At 35.3% G+C, this 17032-nt stretch carries 16 protein-coding genes and 1 pseudogene; 12 read left to right on the top strand and 5 right to left on the bottom strand.

What is annotated here, in order from left to right; genetic code table 11:
* Positions 1-290: 290 nt before the first annotated feature.
* The 5 genes and pseudogenes from BLE01S_RS09730 (at position 291) to BLE01S_RS09710 (ending at position 6792) form a co-directional block, all read left to right on the top strand.
* Positions 291-1754 carry an extracellular solute-binding protein gene (locus BLE01S_RS09730; protein WP_231955950.1) on the top strand — a complete coding sequence of 488 codons (1464 nt, stop codon included), beginning with the start codon at positions 291-293 and terminating at the stop codon, positions 1752-1754.
* Between the two features lie 133 nt (positions 1755-1887).
* Positions 1888-2814, top strand: a complete 927-nt coding sequence (locus BLE01S_RS09725) for an ABC transporter permease (RefSeq protein ID WP_411825155.1) — start codon at positions 1888-1890, stop codon at positions 2812-2814.
* Between the two features lie 142 nt (positions 2815-2956).
* A complete protein-coding gene (locus tag BLE01S_RS09720; protein WP_066140436.1) occupies positions 2957-3832 on the top strand; it encodes a carbohydrate ABC transporter permease in 876 nt (291 codons plus the stop codon).
* Between the two features lie 229 nt (positions 3833-4061).
* Complete coding sequence (locus BLE01S_RS09715; protein ID WP_231955833.1) at positions 4062-5072, top strand: alpha/beta hydrolase family protein; 1011 nt, start codon at positions 4062-4064, stop codon at positions 5070-5072.
* A gap of 167 nt (positions 5073-5239) precedes the next feature.
* A pseudogene (locus tag BLE01S_RS09710) lies at positions 5240-6792 on the top strand (glycoside hydrolase family 43 protein).
* A 242-nt stretch (positions 6793-7034) separates the two neighbouring features.
* On the opposite strand, the gene BLE01S_RS09705 reads toward BLE01S_RS09710, so the two are convergent.
* A complete protein-coding gene (locus tag BLE01S_RS09705; RefSeq protein ID WP_066140433.1) occupies positions 7035-7823 on the bottom strand; it encodes an alpha/beta hydrolase in 789 nt (262 codons plus the stop codon).
* A gap of 52 nt (positions 7824-7875) precedes the next feature.
* Positions 7876-10176, bottom strand: coding sequence for a helix-turn-helix domain-containing protein (locus BLE01S_RS09700; RefSeq protein WP_066140430.1), 2301 nt, complete (start codon positions 10174-10176; stop codon positions 7876-7878).
* 293 nt (positions 10177-10469) lie between these two features.
* Between BLE01S_RS09700 and BLE01S_RS20805 the strand changes: the two genes are divergently transcribed.
* From BLE01S_RS20805 to BLE01S_RS09670, 7 genes are all read left to right on the top strand, one after another.
* Entirely contained in the window at positions 10470-10637 is a 168-nt protein-coding gene (locus BLE01S_RS20805) for a hypothetical protein (protein ID WP_157419493.1), read from the top strand.
* Positions 10634-10834, top strand: coding sequence for a glycoside hydrolase family 88 protein (locus BLE01S_RS09695; protein ID WP_066140427.1), 201 nt, complete (start codon positions 10634-10636; stop codon positions 10832-10834). The genes BLE01S_RS20805 and BLE01S_RS09695 overlap by 4 nt, the downstream gene beginning before the upstream one ends.
* Positions 10834-12129: a Gfo/Idh/MocA family protein gene (locus tag BLE01S_RS09690; RefSeq protein ID WP_066140424.1), complete on the top strand. Its 1296-nt coding sequence runs from the start codon at positions 10834-10836 to the stop codon at positions 12127-12129. The genes BLE01S_RS09695 and BLE01S_RS09690 overlap by 1 nt, the downstream gene beginning before the upstream one ends.
* Before the next feature lie 34 nt (positions 12130-12163).
* Complete coding sequence (locus BLE01S_RS09685; RefSeq protein ID WP_066140422.1) at positions 12164-12820, top strand: YesL family protein; 657 nt, start codon at positions 12164-12166, stop codon at positions 12818-12820.
* Positions 12821-13043: 223 nt separating this feature from the next.
* Positions 13044-13199, top strand: a complete 156-nt coding sequence (locus BLE01S_RS20800; RefSeq protein ID WP_157419492.1) for a hypothetical protein — start codon at positions 13044-13046, stop codon at positions 13197-13199.
* Between the two features lie 537 nt (positions 13200-13736).
* Positions 13737-14381 carry a hypothetical protein gene (locus BLE01S_RS09675; RefSeq protein WP_066140418.1) on the top strand — a complete coding sequence of 215 codons (645 nt, stop codon included), beginning with the start codon at positions 13737-13739 and terminating at the stop codon, positions 14379-14381.
* 272 nt (positions 14382-14653) lie between these two features.
* Positions 14654-14938, top strand: coding sequence for a hypothetical protein (locus tag BLE01S_RS09670; RefSeq protein WP_066140415.1), 285 nt, complete (start codon positions 14654-14656; stop codon positions 14936-14938).
* 169 nt (positions 14939-15107) lie between these two features.
* Here BLE01S_RS09670 and BLE01S_RS09665 read toward each other — a convergent pair whose 3' ends face one another.
* The 3 genes from BLE01S_RS09665 to BLE01S_RS09655 all read right to left on the bottom strand — a co-directional run bounded on the left by BLE01S_RS09665 (position 15108) and on the right by BLE01S_RS09655 (position 16870).
* Positions 15108-15533, bottom strand: a complete 426-nt coding sequence (locus BLE01S_RS09665; protein ID WP_066140412.1) for a GNAT family N-acetyltransferase — start codon at positions 15531-15533, stop codon at positions 15108-15110.
* Positions 15534-16049, bottom strand: a complete 516-nt coding sequence (locus tag BLE01S_RS09660; RefSeq protein ID WP_066140409.1) for a YjcG family protein — start codon at positions 16047-16049, stop codon at positions 15534-15536.
* Between the two features lie 101 nt (positions 16050-16150).
* On the bottom strand, positions 16151-16870 hold the full coding sequence (locus BLE01S_RS09655) for an alpha/beta hydrolase (protein ID WP_082788636.1): 720 nt from the start codon (positions 16868-16870) through the stop codon (positions 16151-16153).
* Positions 16871-17032: the final 162 nt, after the last annotated feature.

Below are 17032 nucleotides of genomic sequence, written 5' to 3'. Positions count from 1 at the left end.
TAACTACCTTGTGAACAGCGTACTAAACTTAAACAGGAAAAAGGATAACAGAAGCGAACCTATTAATGAGGTTTGCTTCTGTTATTAAAATGATGTAATCATTTTCTTAGATAAATCATCGTTAATCCCTACAATAAATGGGTTTCGAGCTAATATGGCAAAGTGATTATTTACGAAATAACCGAATATAGGATATGTTGGAGTCAACAAAAAGGTTAAATAAGATATAGGAGATGACAGCTTTGTTTAAAACTAGAAAGAGAATACTTTGTGCTAGTTTAGCGACTTTAATGGGAGTAAGTACCTTAGCATCCTGTTCTTCAGGTGTTAGCAGTTCGGAGAAAAAAAGTAGTGCAAAAGAGTTTACAATTATGACAACGCTACATACACCAGAAGTTCCCTCCGATAAAATTGAAAAACTCATCGAAGAAAAGACGGAAACAGATATTAATATCCAATGGGTGCCAGATGGTAATTATAACGAAAAACTTAATTCAGCATTTGCTACTGGTACATTACCTGAAGCAACTTTTTTAGGGAACACAACAACTTTTCTTCAGTTTAAAGAAGCAATCCGAGATGATCAGTTCTGGGAAATAGGTCCGTTTCTCGATGAATTTCCAAACTTAAAAAATTTAAATGAACAATCATTTAAAAATACTTCTGTTGATGGGAAAATCTATGCGCTATATCAAGGTAGACCAGCTGCGCGATCTGGTTTAATTTTTCGCAAAGACTGGGCAGATCATTTGGGTTTGTCAGCTCCGACAAATATTGATGAATTTTATGAAATGGCAAGAGCTTTTACAGAAGAGGATCCAGATGGCAATGGGAAGAATGACACGTTTGGAATTACGGACAGAAATGATTTAATTTATGGGGCATTTAAAACAGTAGCTTCTTGGCATGGTACGCCAAACAACTGGGGAGAGAAAGATGGTAAAGTAATTCCTGAATTTATGTTTTCAGAGTATATTGATACAATGAAATTTTTTAAAGAATTACGTGATAGAGGCTATATCAATCAAGATTTCCCTGTGACAAGTAAGGATGATCAGCAAGCATTCTTCAAAAATGGAGATGCTGGGATGTATGTTGGTTCCATGGGAGACGTATTTGCTATGAATAATGATGCAATAAATATAAATCCAGATGTAAAGTTTGACGTGCAAAATCAAATTAAAGGTAAAGATGGAAAATATCGAATTTGGTCATTGCCTGGTTATGGATCTGTTCTACTATTCTCTAAATCTGCAGTGAAAACAGAAGAAGAATTAAAGCATATTTTACATTTTTTTGATCAGTTAGCATCTAAGGAAATAGCAAATTTGCTCTTTTGGGGAATTGAAGGCGAACATTATACTATGCAGGATGGGGCTGCATTACAAGATTCAGATGCTAAATTAATTGATCGTGAAGTAAAGCCCTATCAATCGATGGAAATTGGAGAGCCAGCGACGAACGGAAGATACGAAGGAGTAGCAACTTATGATGCAAGAGTAAAAGCAGAAGAATTAATTCGAGATAATGATAATTATCTTATTCAGGATATGAGCATCCCACTAGAATCACCTACTTATATTGAAATTGGTGAGAGGCTGAATCAAATGATTACAGATGCAACATATAAATTTATTCTTGGCCAAATTGACGAAAAGGGATTCGAAAAAATAATCGAAGATTGGGAGGAATCTGGCGGAGATGAAATTATCAAGGAATTTACTGAAGACTTTATAAAGCAAAACGAAAAATAGAAAGATAATGTGCTGTGTAGTAAGAATCTGGAGCTGAATAACCTCCCCGCTACACATACAGCTTTACAAAATATTTCTTATAGAAAGGAAATCAGCTATGAAAATAGAGACTGCAATGGAGCCTGTAGAAGAAATGGTAGATAAATCTGCTATGCGTTCGGAACTCATAAGACGGGTGAAGAAAAACAAGTTACTGTATATTATGATTTTCCCGGGATTATTATATTTCTTCATTTACAAGTATATTCCAATGTACGGACTTGTCATTTCATTTCAAGACTATAAACCATACAAAGGTATTCTGGGAAGTGATTGGGTAGGGTTCGAACATTTTCACCGTTTATTTACTGAACCTGCTTTTTGGATGATCTTCAAAAATACCATTATATTATTTGGGTTGAATATCTTAATATTCTTCCCCATTCCGATCGTTTTAGCATTAATGTTAAACGAGGTAAGGCTTCGTGCATTTCAACGTACAGTACAAACACTTATTTATATACCTCACTTTATGAGTTGGGTCATTATCGTTTCGATTAGTTATGTGTTGCTGACGATGGATGGCGGACTTGTGAATGGAATGTTGGAAACATTCGGACTTCAGAAGATCAATTTTCTATTAAATGAAAGCTGGTTTAGACCGATGTACATTACTCAAGTTATCTGGCGTGAGGCTGGTTGGGGAACTATCATATATTTAGCAGCGATTGCAGCAGTTGATCCTTCTATGTATGAAGCAGCTCGCATGGACGGAGCCAATCGTCTTCAACAAATTTGGCATATTACGATTCCAGCTATTAAAAGTGTTATTGTCGTACTTCTAATCTTGAAAATCGGTGATGTACTAGAACTTGGGTTTGAACATGTATACTTACTCCTAAATGCATCAAACCGCGAAGTTGGAGAAATCTTCGATACCTATGTGTATACAACAGGGTTGAAGCAAGGACAGTATAGTTATAGTACTGCGATAGGTCTCTTTAAAGGACTGATTGGCTTAGTGCTCGTAATAGGCGCGAACAAATTCGCGAAAAAAATAGGCGAAGAGGGAATATATTAATCGGGTTACTATAAGAAGTATATTAAGTAAATGTGAACGGGACTAACATCTTTGGATCTGCATATTACCGCGACGTTATCTAATTTGTAATAAGGGATCTATTTATAGAAAGCGCTTATACATCTAAGGAGGTTGAAAAACAATGGTTGAAGATAAGACACTAGGTAGCCGGATATTTAATTGGACGAATACGATTCTGCTTGTAATTATCGCACTCGTTACTGTGCTTCCGTTCATACATGTTGTAGCAAGTTCTTTTACAACAAGTGCAGAGCTTGCACAAAAGCGCTTTGTCTTATTTCCGACAGAGTTTAGCTTGGCTGCCTATAAATATATTTTCTCAACAGATACCATATTCAAGGCACTGCTCGTATCGATTGGTGTGACATTATTTGGAACGATTTGGAGTATGTTTTTATCTATTTTGACAGCGTACGGGCTTTCACGAAGGGATTTAGTCGGTAGAAAACAAATCATGTTTTTCGTCATCTTTACAATGTTATTTAATGGAGGGATGATTCCCACGTTCCTTATAGTTAAAAATACAGGTTTACTAGATTCACTGGCAGCTTTGGTTATTCCTGTATCAATTAATGTGTTTAATATGATTATTTTACGGAGTTTTTTCCAAGGCCTTCCAGAAGGATTGGTAGAGTCTGCCAAAATAGATGGGTGTAATGATTTTGGTGTTTTATTCCGAATTGTCATTCCTTGTTCGATGCCAGCAATCGCGACGATATCTCTGTTTTATGCCGTCACCTATTGGAACACCTATATGCACGCCATTTTATATATTAATGATGCAGCAAAATGGCCAATTCAGGTATTACTTCGGCAAATCGTCGTACTTGCAAGTGGTTTAAGCTATGACAGTGCCGAATTTACGGATATTCTGCCGCCAGAAATTACAGTGAAGATGGCAGTTATTGTTGTCGCAACAGTCCCAGTACTTATGGTATATCCTTTCTTACAGAAACATTTTACAAAAGGTGCTCTTCTAGGATCTCTTAAAGAATAAGTTTCTTAAAGGAGAGACGTTCATATCGGAGAGATCTCCTGTGTTAGTTATAGAAAGGGTAGGGCTTGATAAGACATCCATTTTACTAAAACAATAAAATGGGTGTCTATCTTGAGGAGCAATGCAATAAGTTCGTTATTACTAGTAAATTACCCCCTTTACCTTTTAATTAGATCATTATTTAAAATGCGGAGAAGTCAGAGCTTTACAGAAAATTGGAGGGCGCATAATGTGGGCAGAACACTCTTTTATAGAAGATTTATATGAAGAAGCAATGAAAACACATGCTAAAACCTATAATGCTGATTGGAAACAAAGATTGAAATTACAATTTCAAGAATCACTTGGACAATTTTCAAGTGTGGAACCTCTACAGACAAAGATACTTGAAGAAATTAAAAAAGATGGTTATACGAGATACAGTATCGAAATAACTACTTTGCCTAATTTAAGAATGCAAATGTATGTATTAATCCCAAATGATAAAGTAAGACAGCCATATCCAGCTGTTCTAGCTTTACATGGTCATGGTTATGGCAACAAAGATATTGTTGGAATCAATGTAGATGGAACTGAACGAGATGGAGAGCCAGGTTATCATCAAGATTTTGCAGTTGAACTAGTTAAAAGAGGCATGGTTGTCGTTGCTCCAGAATTGATTGGCTTTGGTGGAAGACGCTATACACCGAGTTATACTCCCGGAAAAGTGGAGGATAACTCGTGCTATTCCATTGCAAGTCAGCTCCTGTTACTTGGAAAAACAATTGCTGGTCTAAGAATTTTCGAATGTAGAAGAGTGTTAGATTATTTGGAAACACGCGAAGAAGTGGATAGTGGGAAAATTGGTTGTATGGGCATATCTGGTGGTGGTCTAATCGCCGCTTTTACCTCAATACTCGACAATCGGATTTCTGCAATAGTTGTTTCCGGATATACGAATACATTTCAAGGGAGCATCATGGCAAGAAGGCACTGTTTAGATAATTACATACCTAGAATTTTAGAATATGCTGAAATGCCAGAATTAATTGCTTTGCTCGTTCCAAGACCATTGTTTATTGAAGCGGGAAATGAGGATCCACTTTTTCCTAAAAAGCATGTAAAGATTGCTTCAGAAAAGATCATAGATATATATAAAAGTTTTGGAGCGGGAGAATTAGTTACCACTCATTATTTCGAAGGCGGTCATGAAATAAGTGGAGAAAAATCATATGAGTGGTTACTAGAGCAGATATCATAATGATGTTCGAACGCTAGATATGAAATTGGAGGAAAACAATGTTTTGATAGCAGATTTTTTAGTGTTTATCAAGGCATCTGATGAAGGTATTTTTATGAGTACTAAAAGTAATAACTGTGCACGTTAATATAAGGGGGAAAGCTATTGTGCTAATAGGAGCTAAGGGTATGACAACTTTTAAAAATCCAATTATACCGGGATGCTACGCAGATCCTTCGATATGCAGGGTGGATAATGATTACTATTTAATTGCTTCAACATTTGAATATTTCCCAGGCGTTCCTATCTTTCATAGTAAAGATCTCGTTAATTGGCGTCAAATTGGTCATGTACTGGATCGTCCGAGCCAGTTAAATCTTGATGGAACACCAAACTCAAAAGGTATCTATGCTGCAACCATTCGCTACCATAAAGGTATTTTCTATATGATTACGACGTTTGTTGAAAGTGCATCAGGAGAGAGAAGAAACTTTTTTGTTACTACCGAAAATCCAGAAGGTCCATGGTCTGATCCAAATTGGCTAGAAGACTGTCCTGGCATTGATTCCTCTTTGTTTTTTGATGATGATGGCAAGGCTTATGTAACAGCGAATCGAAGGCCACCAAGTGGGCAAGATTATCCGAAGCTATGGAAATTTGGATGCAAGAGCTAGATTTGGGAACAAATCAGCTTATGGGGAAGAAGTTTAGTCTCTGGGATGGGGCATTAAAACAAATACATGCGCAAGAAGCGCCACATATTTATAAGGTAGAAGGGATGTATTATTTAATTATTGCTGAAGGGGGAACGGGATTTACCCACTCTGTGACAATTGCTCGCAGTGAATCAATAACAGGTCCATATGAAGGGTCTAAGACAAATCCAATTTTAACACATAGACATTTAGGTAAAGACTATCCAATCGTCAATGTGGGCCATGCTGATATTGTGGAAACACAAAACGGTGAATGGTGGATGGTATGTCTTGGTTCACGGCCATATGGTGGAGAATATCGTAATTTGGGAAGAGAGTCATTTTTAGTTCCTGTTATTTGGGAAAATGGTTGGCCAGTTGTCAATCCTGGAAAAGGGATTGTAGAAATGGAAGGTGTACGTCCACTTTTGGAGGAAAAAAGATGGCAGGCTGGATCAGCATGTGATCATTTTGATACTGATACTCTAGGGATGCAGTGGAACTTTATTCGAACACCACGAGAGGAATTTTGGTCATTAAAAGAAAGACAGGGACATCTCCGATTATATTTAAAACCTGAAACGATGACAGAAGAAGTAAACCCTAGTTTTATTGGTAGAAGACAGCAACATATTAATTTTGCAGTGAGAACAAAAATGGAATTTCATCCAGATAATGAACAAGAGGTAGTGGGACTTGTTTTATTACAAAATCAAGATTTTCAATACAGAATGGAAATTGTAAAAACGGAAATCAAATTGATTAAAAGAGAATCAGGAAAAGAACATTTGCTTGCTGCGCATGCTTTTAATAATTCTGAAGTCTATTTAAAAGTTGAGACATATGAGCAAAACTATCAATTTTATTACGCGGAAAATGCTGAGCAATGGAAAATGCTATATGAGAATGCAGATGGCCGAATTTTAAGCACAGATGTTGCTGGTGGATTTGTTGGTACATATATAGGAATATTTGCAAGTAGTAATGGTATGCATAGCAAAAATTATGTTGATATTGATTATTTTGAATATAGCGGACTTCCATAAGAGAGAGGCTATCTAATAAGGATTTAGCCTTGAGGATTATGTGATTGTTAGCAGAAGGCGTGCGAGACTCTTATGTGGTTAGCGAGTCAACACGAGGTCTCCTGCAACGAGGATGCTAACAGAATCCCAGGAAACGTCGCCTCCAGCAAAATCAATAGTCAAAGTTAACATAACCTTTAAATAAAAGAATAGGATCACCCAAAAAGTCAGTCGTTACGGCTTTTTGGATGCTCCCATCTTAATTAAAATCCTTGTTTTCTTAGCCAGGTTTCACATGTCATCGTCCATGAGGCAACATCTGGCTCATCCATTGCTAATCCAAGTCCATGGCGTCCGCTTTGAAAGATATGTAATTCAAACGGAATCTTTTTTTCACTTAGTGCATCTGCAAAAACTAAGGCATTTCCAACTGGAACAGACGCGTCATCGGCTGTATGCCACATAAAAACGGGGGGTGTACTTTCTGATATATTATTTTCGCTAGATAAGTATTCTCTTAATGTTTGTTCCGCATGATCTCCGATAAGATTATTCATTGATCCTTCATGAATAAATCTACTAAAAGATATAACTGGATAGCATAGAATCGCTATATTCGGGCGACTACTTTCTTTGTCTATTTTATCTTTAGATCTTCCATTATGGAAATCATAAAGTGTCGCAGCAGTGGAAGCTAAATGTCCGCCAGCAGAGAATCCGAGAATACCAATTCTATTCTTGTTAATATTCCACTCATCTGCACGATAACGTACTAGACTTATCGCTCGCTGTGCATCTATTAGTGGCACTGGGTGTTTATATGGTGCTACGCGATAATGTAGGATAAAAGCTGAAATACCTAAACTATTTAACCATTTAGCTATAGGTTCACCTTCATGATCAGCGCGTCGAACATATCCACCACCGGGGCAAATGACAACCGCAGCATGATTTTCATTTTCGTTCACGATGTAAGGAATAAGGTGAGGCCGATCCTCAGCAGTTTCACCTTTAGCATGTGGAGCTTCTTTTTCCCATAATAATATAGTCATATTTTCCTCCGGAAAGTAATTTTTATCATGTTTTTCGTAAACTGCCATTATATTAAAAGGTCTTTTTTATTTCTCGGTATTTGCCGGGAGTCGTCCCTTCGATTTTTCGGAACGATCGAATAAAGTTTTGTGGATTATTATAATTGAGTCTTTCAGAGATCTCTTTCACAGACATATCTGTTTCTAATAACCATTTCTTTGCACTATTTAATCGATATAGAGATAAATATTCACTGAAAGAAATATTCATTTCTTTACGGAAAACACTGCTTAAATAATTTGGATTGTAATGAAGTCTTGCCGCGATAATGTCAAGTGTGATATCAGTATCAAACTCTTCCTGAATAATGTGAATGATATTGTCGGAAATATTTTTGTATTGAGACTCCGATCGTTTTTCAATCTTATTTATTAGCGGGTTAATAATCATATCTACAAGCCAACCTCGTACCTCTGCAAATGATTTAAGTTCATGGATTTTTTCGAACATGGATCGATTATCTTCTAATTCTAATACGTCAATTCCTAATGTTTGCATTAATTCAATTAAATCATTTAAAAAACGGACAATTGCTATTTGATATTGTAAGTGATTTAAATCTTTTTCGAAAATAGCTGTAAGTAGTTGATCGAGTAAGTCATCAACCTTATCTTTATCACTAATTTTAATCGCATCAAATAATTCATTTTCAATTTGTTTTGGAAAGTAAGTATGGAATGCCTGTCCCCTTTCTAAATTCTCGAAGAAGATCACAGATTCAGTTCCAAATTTCAATGTATACTTAAGTGCTTCTAAACTTTCCTTATATGCATGTTTTGATTTAGAAATATCATTAAAAGGTTCACTAATCCCAATACTGACAGGGATATTCAAATCTTCTTTCACTATTCTCTTAATGGTTTCGGCAATATTATTTAAATAGTAAATATGCTGTTCTTTTGTATCGTGTCTACTCGTAAGTATAGTGATTTGTGCGTTATTTTTAACGATAGGAGTCATGCGATATTGACTAGGGATAAGTTCTTCTATCATTGTATTTATAACAAATAATAAAACGTCTTCTTCTTTACTAGCGAATCCAGTGTTTTCAAGTGTGTCGATTTGTAAAGCGAGTATACTAATCTGTTTAAAATCTTGGTTATAGCCAAATGATTTTAGTTTGCCTGGCAATTCCCCCTTATCTACTTTTCCATCTAATAATCTAAGTATGAAAAATTGCTTTAATTGACTCACTTGGCTTTGAAGTGTTTCTTCGAGATGATCATTTTGTTTAAGCATGTACTGTACTTTGCTCTCAATAATATCAAACTCATTACGTGGTTTCTTGTCTTCTTTCATGGTGAAAGACGGTAGAACCACATCTTGAAGACGTTTGATAGGACGATATATTCTTTTAGAACCAACGAGTACGATGATTAACGATATACTAGCTAAAATAAAGCAAGTGAAAAACGTAAACCAGCCAATCGAACTGGACTGTTTGCTTAAATCACTTAATTTCACGAGAGATAAGTAGGTCCAATTATTATAAATAGATTTTCGGTAAGTAATTTTGTAATCGGTTTCATTTAATTTGGAGTTAAACTGCCCGATATCGGAAGTGGACTCTTCCAATAACTTCAAAATATTAGTGTCATTATATCTTTTACCTATTTCCTTTTTATCAGTGTGACCAATAACAATAGAGTTACTGTCCAATATAATAATTCTTTCTGAATCGCTACTTTGACTTAATATATTTTGAAATGAACATGTTGGAATATTAGCAAATGCAATTCCTGTTTTGTTTGAACTTGTTAATGGGATATTTTTAACAAGGGTTACATCATACTCACAATAGCCACCTGGTAGTTGTTTATACAAAGGTTGTTTGCTCTTTTCAAACATCCATGTAGATTCTATAGCTATCGATGCATATGTACTTTGAATTCCAGTAGCTTGCTCCTCGGATAATCGTTGCAATCCATAATTATTAATGAGCCATCTATGGGGATAGCTTACTAAAACAACATCGGAGATTCGTGTATCAAACGTTTGCTGATGACTTAGTTCTTCCTTGAGTTGGTTATAAAGTTGAAATTGTTCTGTTGTTAACGGTTCTCTGAGCGCTTGTTTTATATGGGAAGAAGTAGCGAAGTGTGTCAAAGAATGATCGACTGTTTTTAAAATTTGTTCTATATTCGTTTGTATTTGATACACGCTTTGTTGTTTTTCATTAGCAACATGTTCTTCTATGAGGTCGGAGGATCTTATGAAAGAAAAAATGCCGACAATTATGACGGGCACAATACTTAAAATACTTATAAAAGTAATCATTTTATAAAAAAAATTAGCTGATTTATGCGCCTTCATTTTTACCTCCACACAACATATTCACGAGAATGATAGACTCGGATTTAGAACAATATGCTCTTAATTATAGCTTTGATTATGATCAATAACAATGTAATCATGATAATCATTTTATGATATCATGTTCAATTTATTAGCAAAAAAACTGATTTTATAAGCTTTTCTTACTAAAAAAATGTTAGATGAAGATGATTATAGATTTAATGAAATAATAAGCTTATATTAATAACGCATTCAATAAAGGCGTTTTCTGGATAAGGCATTTCATTATTTTCGAAAGGATGTTGCATCAATTGAGTAAAATATCTGAAAAATGGTCGCCGTTGTATTGGGCAGAGAAAATAATTGGCTGGAAACTTCTGCGACAGGTTTATTTGTATATGTCATTGCAAAAGCTGTTTCCAAATAAATATGTTGGAGAGGAATACGCAGACAAAGCAAACGAGGCTTTGATGGCTTGATTAAATATAAGATAGTGGAATCTGATACTGGTGAAGTGACTATTAAGGGTATTGTGATTGGTACTTCGAATGATGTGAATGATTATTATATTACACGTAAACGTAGTGAAAATGACCTGCATGGTGCAGGTATTTTCATTATGGCTTGTATGAAAGTAGAAAAATTAACATCAATCTGTGTAGGAGTGAATCAATAATGAATAGAAGATTTGCAGTATGTGGTATAAGTAACCGGGCAATGAGCATGTTTATTCAACCACTTTTAACTGATTTTGCAGCAACAAATCAAGTGGTAAGTTTATTGGATAGTGACTTGCATAGAGTGGATTTATGTTTAGAGAAATTTCCAGAATTAGTAGATGTTCAAAGCTATAAAGACGATCAATTTGATCAAATGATTAATGAAACAAAGCCAGATGTGATCATTGTTGTGAGTAGGGATGATACACATATTGATTATATTTTAAAAGCTTTAGCTAATGATATTGATGTTATTACGGAGAAGCCGATGGTTACTACATCGGAAGATGCTGTCAAAGTTCTTGAAGCAGAAAAGAGTAGCAAAGGAACGGTAACCGTTGCATTCAATTATCGCTATAGCCCTTTTCATCGGAAAATTAAGGAAATGGTCTTAGAAGGAAAAATTGGACGTGTGACTTCAGTTGATTTGAACTGGTATATAGATACTTATCACGGCGCGAGTTATTTTAAACGTTGGAACCGTAATCGTGACCTTTCGGGAGGACTATCTATCCATAAATCTACACATCATTTTGATCTCGTCAATTGGTGGGTAGATCAATATCCTGAGGAAGTATTTGCCTATGGAGCATTGAATTACTACGGGCCGAATGGGGAGTTAAATCCTGATCCTACTACTGATAATCGACATTGCGGAACATGCCAGGTTCAGAACGGTTGCGATTATTATATGAGATGGAACCCACGTACGTTACAGTCATCCGTGAAAGATGACCATTTGAAAATGGGTGAAGACAATGATAAGCAATATACTGGATATCGACCAGATGCATGTATTTTTGACTCTGAGATTGAAATCGAGGATACATATACGGCAACAGTAAAATATAATAAAGGTGCTCTTTTAAGCTATTCTATTAATTTTTCATTACCATTTGAAGGTTATAGATTAGCAATCAATGGAACGAAGGGCAGAATTGAAACTCAGGAATGGCATGCGCCAAGTCGGGTTCCATTCGAAGTACCTGAACAGACAATTGATTATTATCCGCTGTTTGGTTCAAGAGAAGTGATTCATGTAGTACAAACACCCGGAGGTCATGGTGGGGGAGATCCCATCTTACTTAATGATATTTTCTTAGGTGTAGATCCGCGCAGAGATTACGAAATCTTAGCCGGTGCTAAAGCTGGAGCTTACTCCATTGCTGTTGGTGAAGCGGTATGGAAATCAGCAAAAGAGAATCACCCTGTTTCTATAAAAGAGTTATTAAAAATAAAGCAAAAGATATAATACAGCAAAAGTTTTGACAAGGAGGTTCAGTGTGATGAAATTAGGTGGATTTGATGGATTATTCTTTCGAAGTTGTGAAGTTATCTCGAAACTTGCCTATGTTAATGCCCTTTGGTTTTTATTTACTGTCATAGGACTCGGTGTATTTGGGATCGCGCCTGCAACGGTTGCTCTTTTCACTATTAATAGAAAATGGATGTTGGGAGAAACAGATGTACCAATATTCAACACCTATTGGAAAGTATACCGAAAAGAATTTTTAAAATCGAATCTCCTTGGCTTAGCATTAATGATAGTAGGCTTCATTTTATACGTAGATTTAGCTTATCTACCAACAGAAGGGTTTGTATATACCATCATTCGGTATGCAATTATTGCAGTTAGTTTTGTTTTCTTAATTGTTTTGCTATATATTTTCCCTGTTTATGTTCATTTTAATGGAAACTTGAGAAAGTATTTTAAATACGCATTAGTATGCGGACTTTCGTATCCGCACTTTACATTTATGATGATTATCGCGGCCATGCTTTTATATACAGGTTTGAGCTTATTTCCAGGTATCATCCCGTTCTTTAGTTTTTGTATGCTTGCATATATGGTTATGTGGATTGCGCTTCAAGTCTTTAAAAGAGTCGAAAATGCTGTAATTGAAAAGCAACAGAAGGTAGAAGTGGTTAAAGAGAAAATGTAAATATATCAATATTTCCTAGTAAGTGCTACGGACCTTAACGGACAAAAACAGTTTGGCACCGAGCCTTATAGTAGGTATCAGTCAGTTTTAGCTAAATATATTGTTGGTGCACGTGAAAAAGGTAATATGAATGTGTCTCACGGAATAATTGCAATAGCTGTGAAAGGGTAAATTCCAGAGCTAACTTTTTTAAAAATAAGGAAAGGTCACGAAGCTTGGGAGCTTGTCCCCTGGTCTTGCCCATCATTTTGGCAGTACATTCAAAACAGGTAATATCAATGCAAAAATGGGGTTTACGGTAGATAATTTTCATGAAAAGCCTTTTCTGGATGTGGTAGAGAGTGTGAAAGAGTTAGTAGAGGAGGCAGAAAAATTTTAGTGTAATTGTTGGAGTTAAAGCTGGAGTGAATCATCCCATCTATACACCGAAATTAATGAAGCGACTATTGGAACTCGTCGGTTCAAACAATCTGCAAGTGATATTCGCTCCTGTCAATTTATTGACTGGGGAAACCTACAATAGATAGGAAGAAATATTCCAAGAAGCAATGGATCTATTTGGAGATCGGATCGTCATTGTTCATGCAAAAGATTTCATTATTAAAAATGGCAAACTAGTATTTACCGCTGTAGGAAAAGGAATGTTGAATTACGATATTGTAATGAAATTGATTAAAACTAAAAAACCACATATTAATTTCTTAAAGTACAACCGAGCCATACATTGACGATAGCATCGCCTTTCTACGTAAAAAATATGAAAATGCTTGAAAAAAATTGCTTGTAATAAACAAGATTGTTTATGTAGACGGTATCTCCCTGTGGAAAAAATATCACCAGTGAGACTATTATTATATGACATTATAAGCCAATATAGATGACTGGTAGTCATGTAAAGGCTTAGGGAAGTAGTGATATGATGAAAATAGGATTAAAAGAAGTTTTGGCACCAATGACGAGAACAGAACAAGTAAAGTATATATGGCATTATTATCGCTTTCATATTTTGGGTTTGATCGTGGTAATTATCTTTTCTACATTCACCATAAATGGTATTACAAACAAAAAAAATACAGAATTGAATTTTATGATTGTAGCGGAGAAGATTGATCACACAAAAGTGGAAGGATTACTGGAGCAGTTTAATAAAGAGTTGATCATGGAGGAGGATAGAAGTCTCACCGAAATAGGTATGCAGGCTGTCACTTATTCAAAAACGGAAATCGATCCACAAATGCAAGTCGGATTGCAGAAATTGGCTGCCGAACTTGCAGCAGGGGCTGTTGATATTTTGATGGTCGACAAAGGATACTATGAGGAGATGAATGTTGATGGTCAATTATTAGACATCAAGGAATTAAGTGGTATAGAAAATCTTCCCTATGCTAATGATCGAGTGTATGTTTCAGAAGAAGGTAAGGTGACTGGTATAGATTTATCTGCACTCTCATTGTTTCTAGGAGCTACTTTTGATGAAAATATAGTGCTGTGCCTCCCCGCCAATTCGAAAAATGATGAATATATTACTAAATTTTTAAAATATATGATAAACTCTAATTAATAATTCCTGGATGTAATTATTGTAAAATTGAAATAATAGGTTATATGAATAAGCTTTGAATGTAATCTGATTTAATTATGAAACAATCATTAGCCCTCTTCGTCCAGTGTTTTGAGATGTAGTAGCAAATTTGTTACATATTGGTTTTAAATATTTGATAGACGGAGCCTAAACTAAAATTTGAATACGTATATTTTCGATAAATGAGATATTCGGTTTAAATTTTAGAGAAGAGGGTATAGAAACTAAAAGAAGAAATCGGAGGTGAGGGTGTGGGTTATATTTCTATGGTCCCTTTATATCAATATCAGCAATATAATGAGCGTATTGAATCATCGCAAAAAACTCAATACCCAATCTCGGGAGTTGATCAAGTTCAAAAGATCGATATTAGATCTAAGTTTCATAAAACACTTGAGGAAAGAATTCATGAGCAATACAGTGCTCCTGAATTTAATGAAAAGGAAAAGAAACATAGCATTCAAAAAACAGATACACATGCATACTTAATGGCTAAATTAACTGGAAAGGGTAGAGAGTTTAGTGAGTACGCATGATCCTGCTTAATTATTTGATTTTAATTAACGGAATATTTAAATAGTTAAAAAGACTCATGTGTAAAGGCCTACGAAAATAACAAGCAGCCCTTCATTTCGAAGCTAAGGGCTGTTTGTTATTTTTCTTTTTGTATAGCTTTTTAAAAATCCAATTATTTCATTAGAACTATTATATATGCTTTTCCATTGTTTTATGTGGAATGCCTGCATCTAAAAATTCACTTGACACTACAGTGTATCCTAGCTTTTCATAGAATGGGATAGCAGAGATTTGTGCGTTCAGTTTCAGTAAATTCAAAGGGAAACTTTTAGCGTAGCCTTCGATGGCATTCATTATAAGAACACCTGCACCAGACTTTCTTTGGTCTTTAAGAACACAAATACGTTCAATCTTCCCATAATTGTCTACCACCCGAAATCTACCTGCTCCTATAGGAAGACCTTCGTTATATAAAACAAAATGAGCGGCTTCTGCTTCAAGTTCGTCAATTTCTAATTCAGAGGGCACATTTTGTTCCTCCACAAAAACCTTTGTTCTTACGTTGAATGCATCTTGAATCTGTTCATCTGTAACTACTTTTAAAACTTTTAACATTTATTGTGGATCCTTCCCAAGACGAAAAGTTTCATGAACTGTCCATGATTCATTATCTAGCTGGTAAACGAGGTGGAAACGATCCACCAATTCCTCATGGGCGACACCAAGCATTTTCAATGAACCGAACACGTCAGAATGTTCATCGTTTGATAATTTTTGTGCAATAGTGATATGCGGAACAAAAGGATGTTCAGGCGCTCCACCGGGAAGCTCCTTATAAAAGTCTTCGTTCAGCCCCTCAAGCTCAGCGTTTTTTTCAGCTTTAAAATGAATGGTATGGCTGATAGGTTCAAAAGAACTAACTTTTCTAATCTTTAAAATAAAAGGTTCATATTTTTCCGCAATATTATTCAGCTTTTCCGTAAATTGATTTAAGTCGTAATCTGTATCAAAAGCAGCTTTTAATGTTAAATGTGGAGGAATCAATGCATAGTGTGGATCATACCGTTTTCGATAAGAATTAGCTAAATCTTGTAATTTTTTTGATGGGAATATAACGATACCGCATTTCATTTTATTTACCTCCCTATTCTATTGCTTATCTTTTACATATTATAACATGTACTGTCACTATAACAAATATTTGAAAAACTTCATACAGGACTAGATGATTCTCATGAGAACATCTGTTGTAGAGCTCTTTTTACATCAGGTTGCCAATATTTCCAAGAATGTCCTCCAGAAAATTCTTCGTAAAAATGATGAAATCCTTTTTTCTCAAATAAATGATGTAACTCTCGATTTGGTGTTAAAAAGTCTTTCATATCTGAGATTTCCACATTTGATTCTTTGTCACCAATTACGTGATATACATCCAATAAATGAGGAAACTCATGGATATTTACCGCATCTAAAACACTTTTATTCACATATGGAGAATGTAAAATAACTTTTCCAAATACATTTGGATATTTTAAAGCGGCTAATAGTGAAACAGTAGCTGCAAGGCTATCACCCATTAATGCTCGGCTTTTCCCGACTTCATAAGTGGGATATTCCCGATCGATCCAAGGTACAAGCTCATGGGCTAAGAAACGTATATACGCCTGATGTTCCTTGCTTTGAGGATGATACTTATTACGTCTGTCTTTTACACTTTTATAAGGAACGCCAACAGCTATAATATTTTCAATTTCTCCATCATCTATTAACTCGTCCGCATATCTCGCCAGTCTTCCCATTTGAAAATAATCCTTTCCATCTTGGGCAATCACTAATGAATAGTTGAATAAAGGAGAAAATGATGCGGGTAGATACAATAATAGAGTTAAAGTTTCGTTTAACTCTGAACTTTCAAATTCTATCTCTTTTATCGTTCCTTGTGGGATCGACATTAACATTCCTCCTTATTAGTTTAGAAACACATAATACGACATATTATTACAGCAAAACATAAAAGATGCAAAAAAAAGTTATTAAGCCCTTCATTTAGGGTAATATAACTAAAACTCTATCTGAATAAATTATAAGGTATTCTTGTGATTTGTATCACAGAA

Source organism: Lederbergia lenta NBRC 16444 (genome assembly GCF_001591545.1).
Classification (GTDB): Bacteria; Bacillota; Bacilli; order Bacillales; family Bacillaceae_C; genus Lederbergia; species Lederbergia lenta.
Note: the sequence above shows the minus strand (reverse complement) of the source record. Positions and strands in the feature narration are given on the sequence as shown.

What these genes read in the sequence shown, in the direction of transcription:
- BLE01S_RS09730 (WP_231955950.1), top strand. Translation starts at nt 291, where the DNA reads ATGGGAGTAAGTACCTTAGCATCCTGTTCTTCAGGTGTTAGCAGTTCG.
- BLE01S_RS09725 (WP_411825155.1), top strand. Translation starts at nt 1,888, where the DNA reads ATGGTAGATAAATCTGCTATGCGTTCGGAACTCATAAGACGGGTGAAG.
- BLE01S_RS09720 (WP_066140436.1), top strand. Translation starts at nt 2,957, where the DNA reads ATGGTTGAAGATAAGACACTAGGTAGCCGGATATTTAATTGGACGAAT.
- BLE01S_RS09715 (WP_231955833.1), top strand. Translation starts at nt 4,062, where the DNA reads ATGTGGGCAGAACACTCTTTTATAGAAGATTTATATGAAGAAGCAATG.
- BLE01S_RS09705 (WP_066140433.1), bottom strand. Translation starts at nt 7,823, where the DNA reads ATGACTATATTATTATGGGAAAAAGAAGCTCCACATGCTAAAGGTGAA.
- BLE01S_RS09700 (WP_066140430.1), bottom strand. Translation starts at nt 10,176, where the DNA reads ATGAAGGCGCATAAATCAGCTAATTTTTTTTATAAAATGATTACTTTT.
- BLE01S_RS09690 (WP_066140424.1), top strand. Translation starts at nt 10,834, where the DNA reads ATGAATAGAAGATTTGCAGTATGTGGTATAAGTAACCGGGCAATGAGC.
- BLE01S_RS09685 (WP_066140422.1), top strand. Translation starts at nt 12,164, where the DNA reads ATGAAATTAGGTGGATTTGATGGATTATTCTTTCGAAGTTGTGAAGTT.
- BLE01S_RS09675 (WP_066140418.1), top strand. Translation starts at nt 13,737, where the DNA reads ATGATGAAAATAGGATTAAAAGAAGTTTTGGCACCAATGACGAGAACA.
- BLE01S_RS09665 (WP_066140412.1), bottom strand. Translation starts at nt 15,533, where the DNA reads ATGTTAAAAGTTTTAAAAGTAGTTACAGATGAACAGATTCAAGATGCA.
- BLE01S_RS09660 (WP_066140409.1), bottom strand. Translation starts at nt 16,049, where the DNA reads ATGAAATGCGGTATCGTTATATTCCCATCAAAAAAATTACAAGATTTA.
- BLE01S_RS09655 (WP_082788636.1), bottom strand. Translation starts at nt 16,870, where the DNA reads ATGTCGATCCCACAAGGAACGATAAAAGAGATAGAATTTGAAAGTTCA.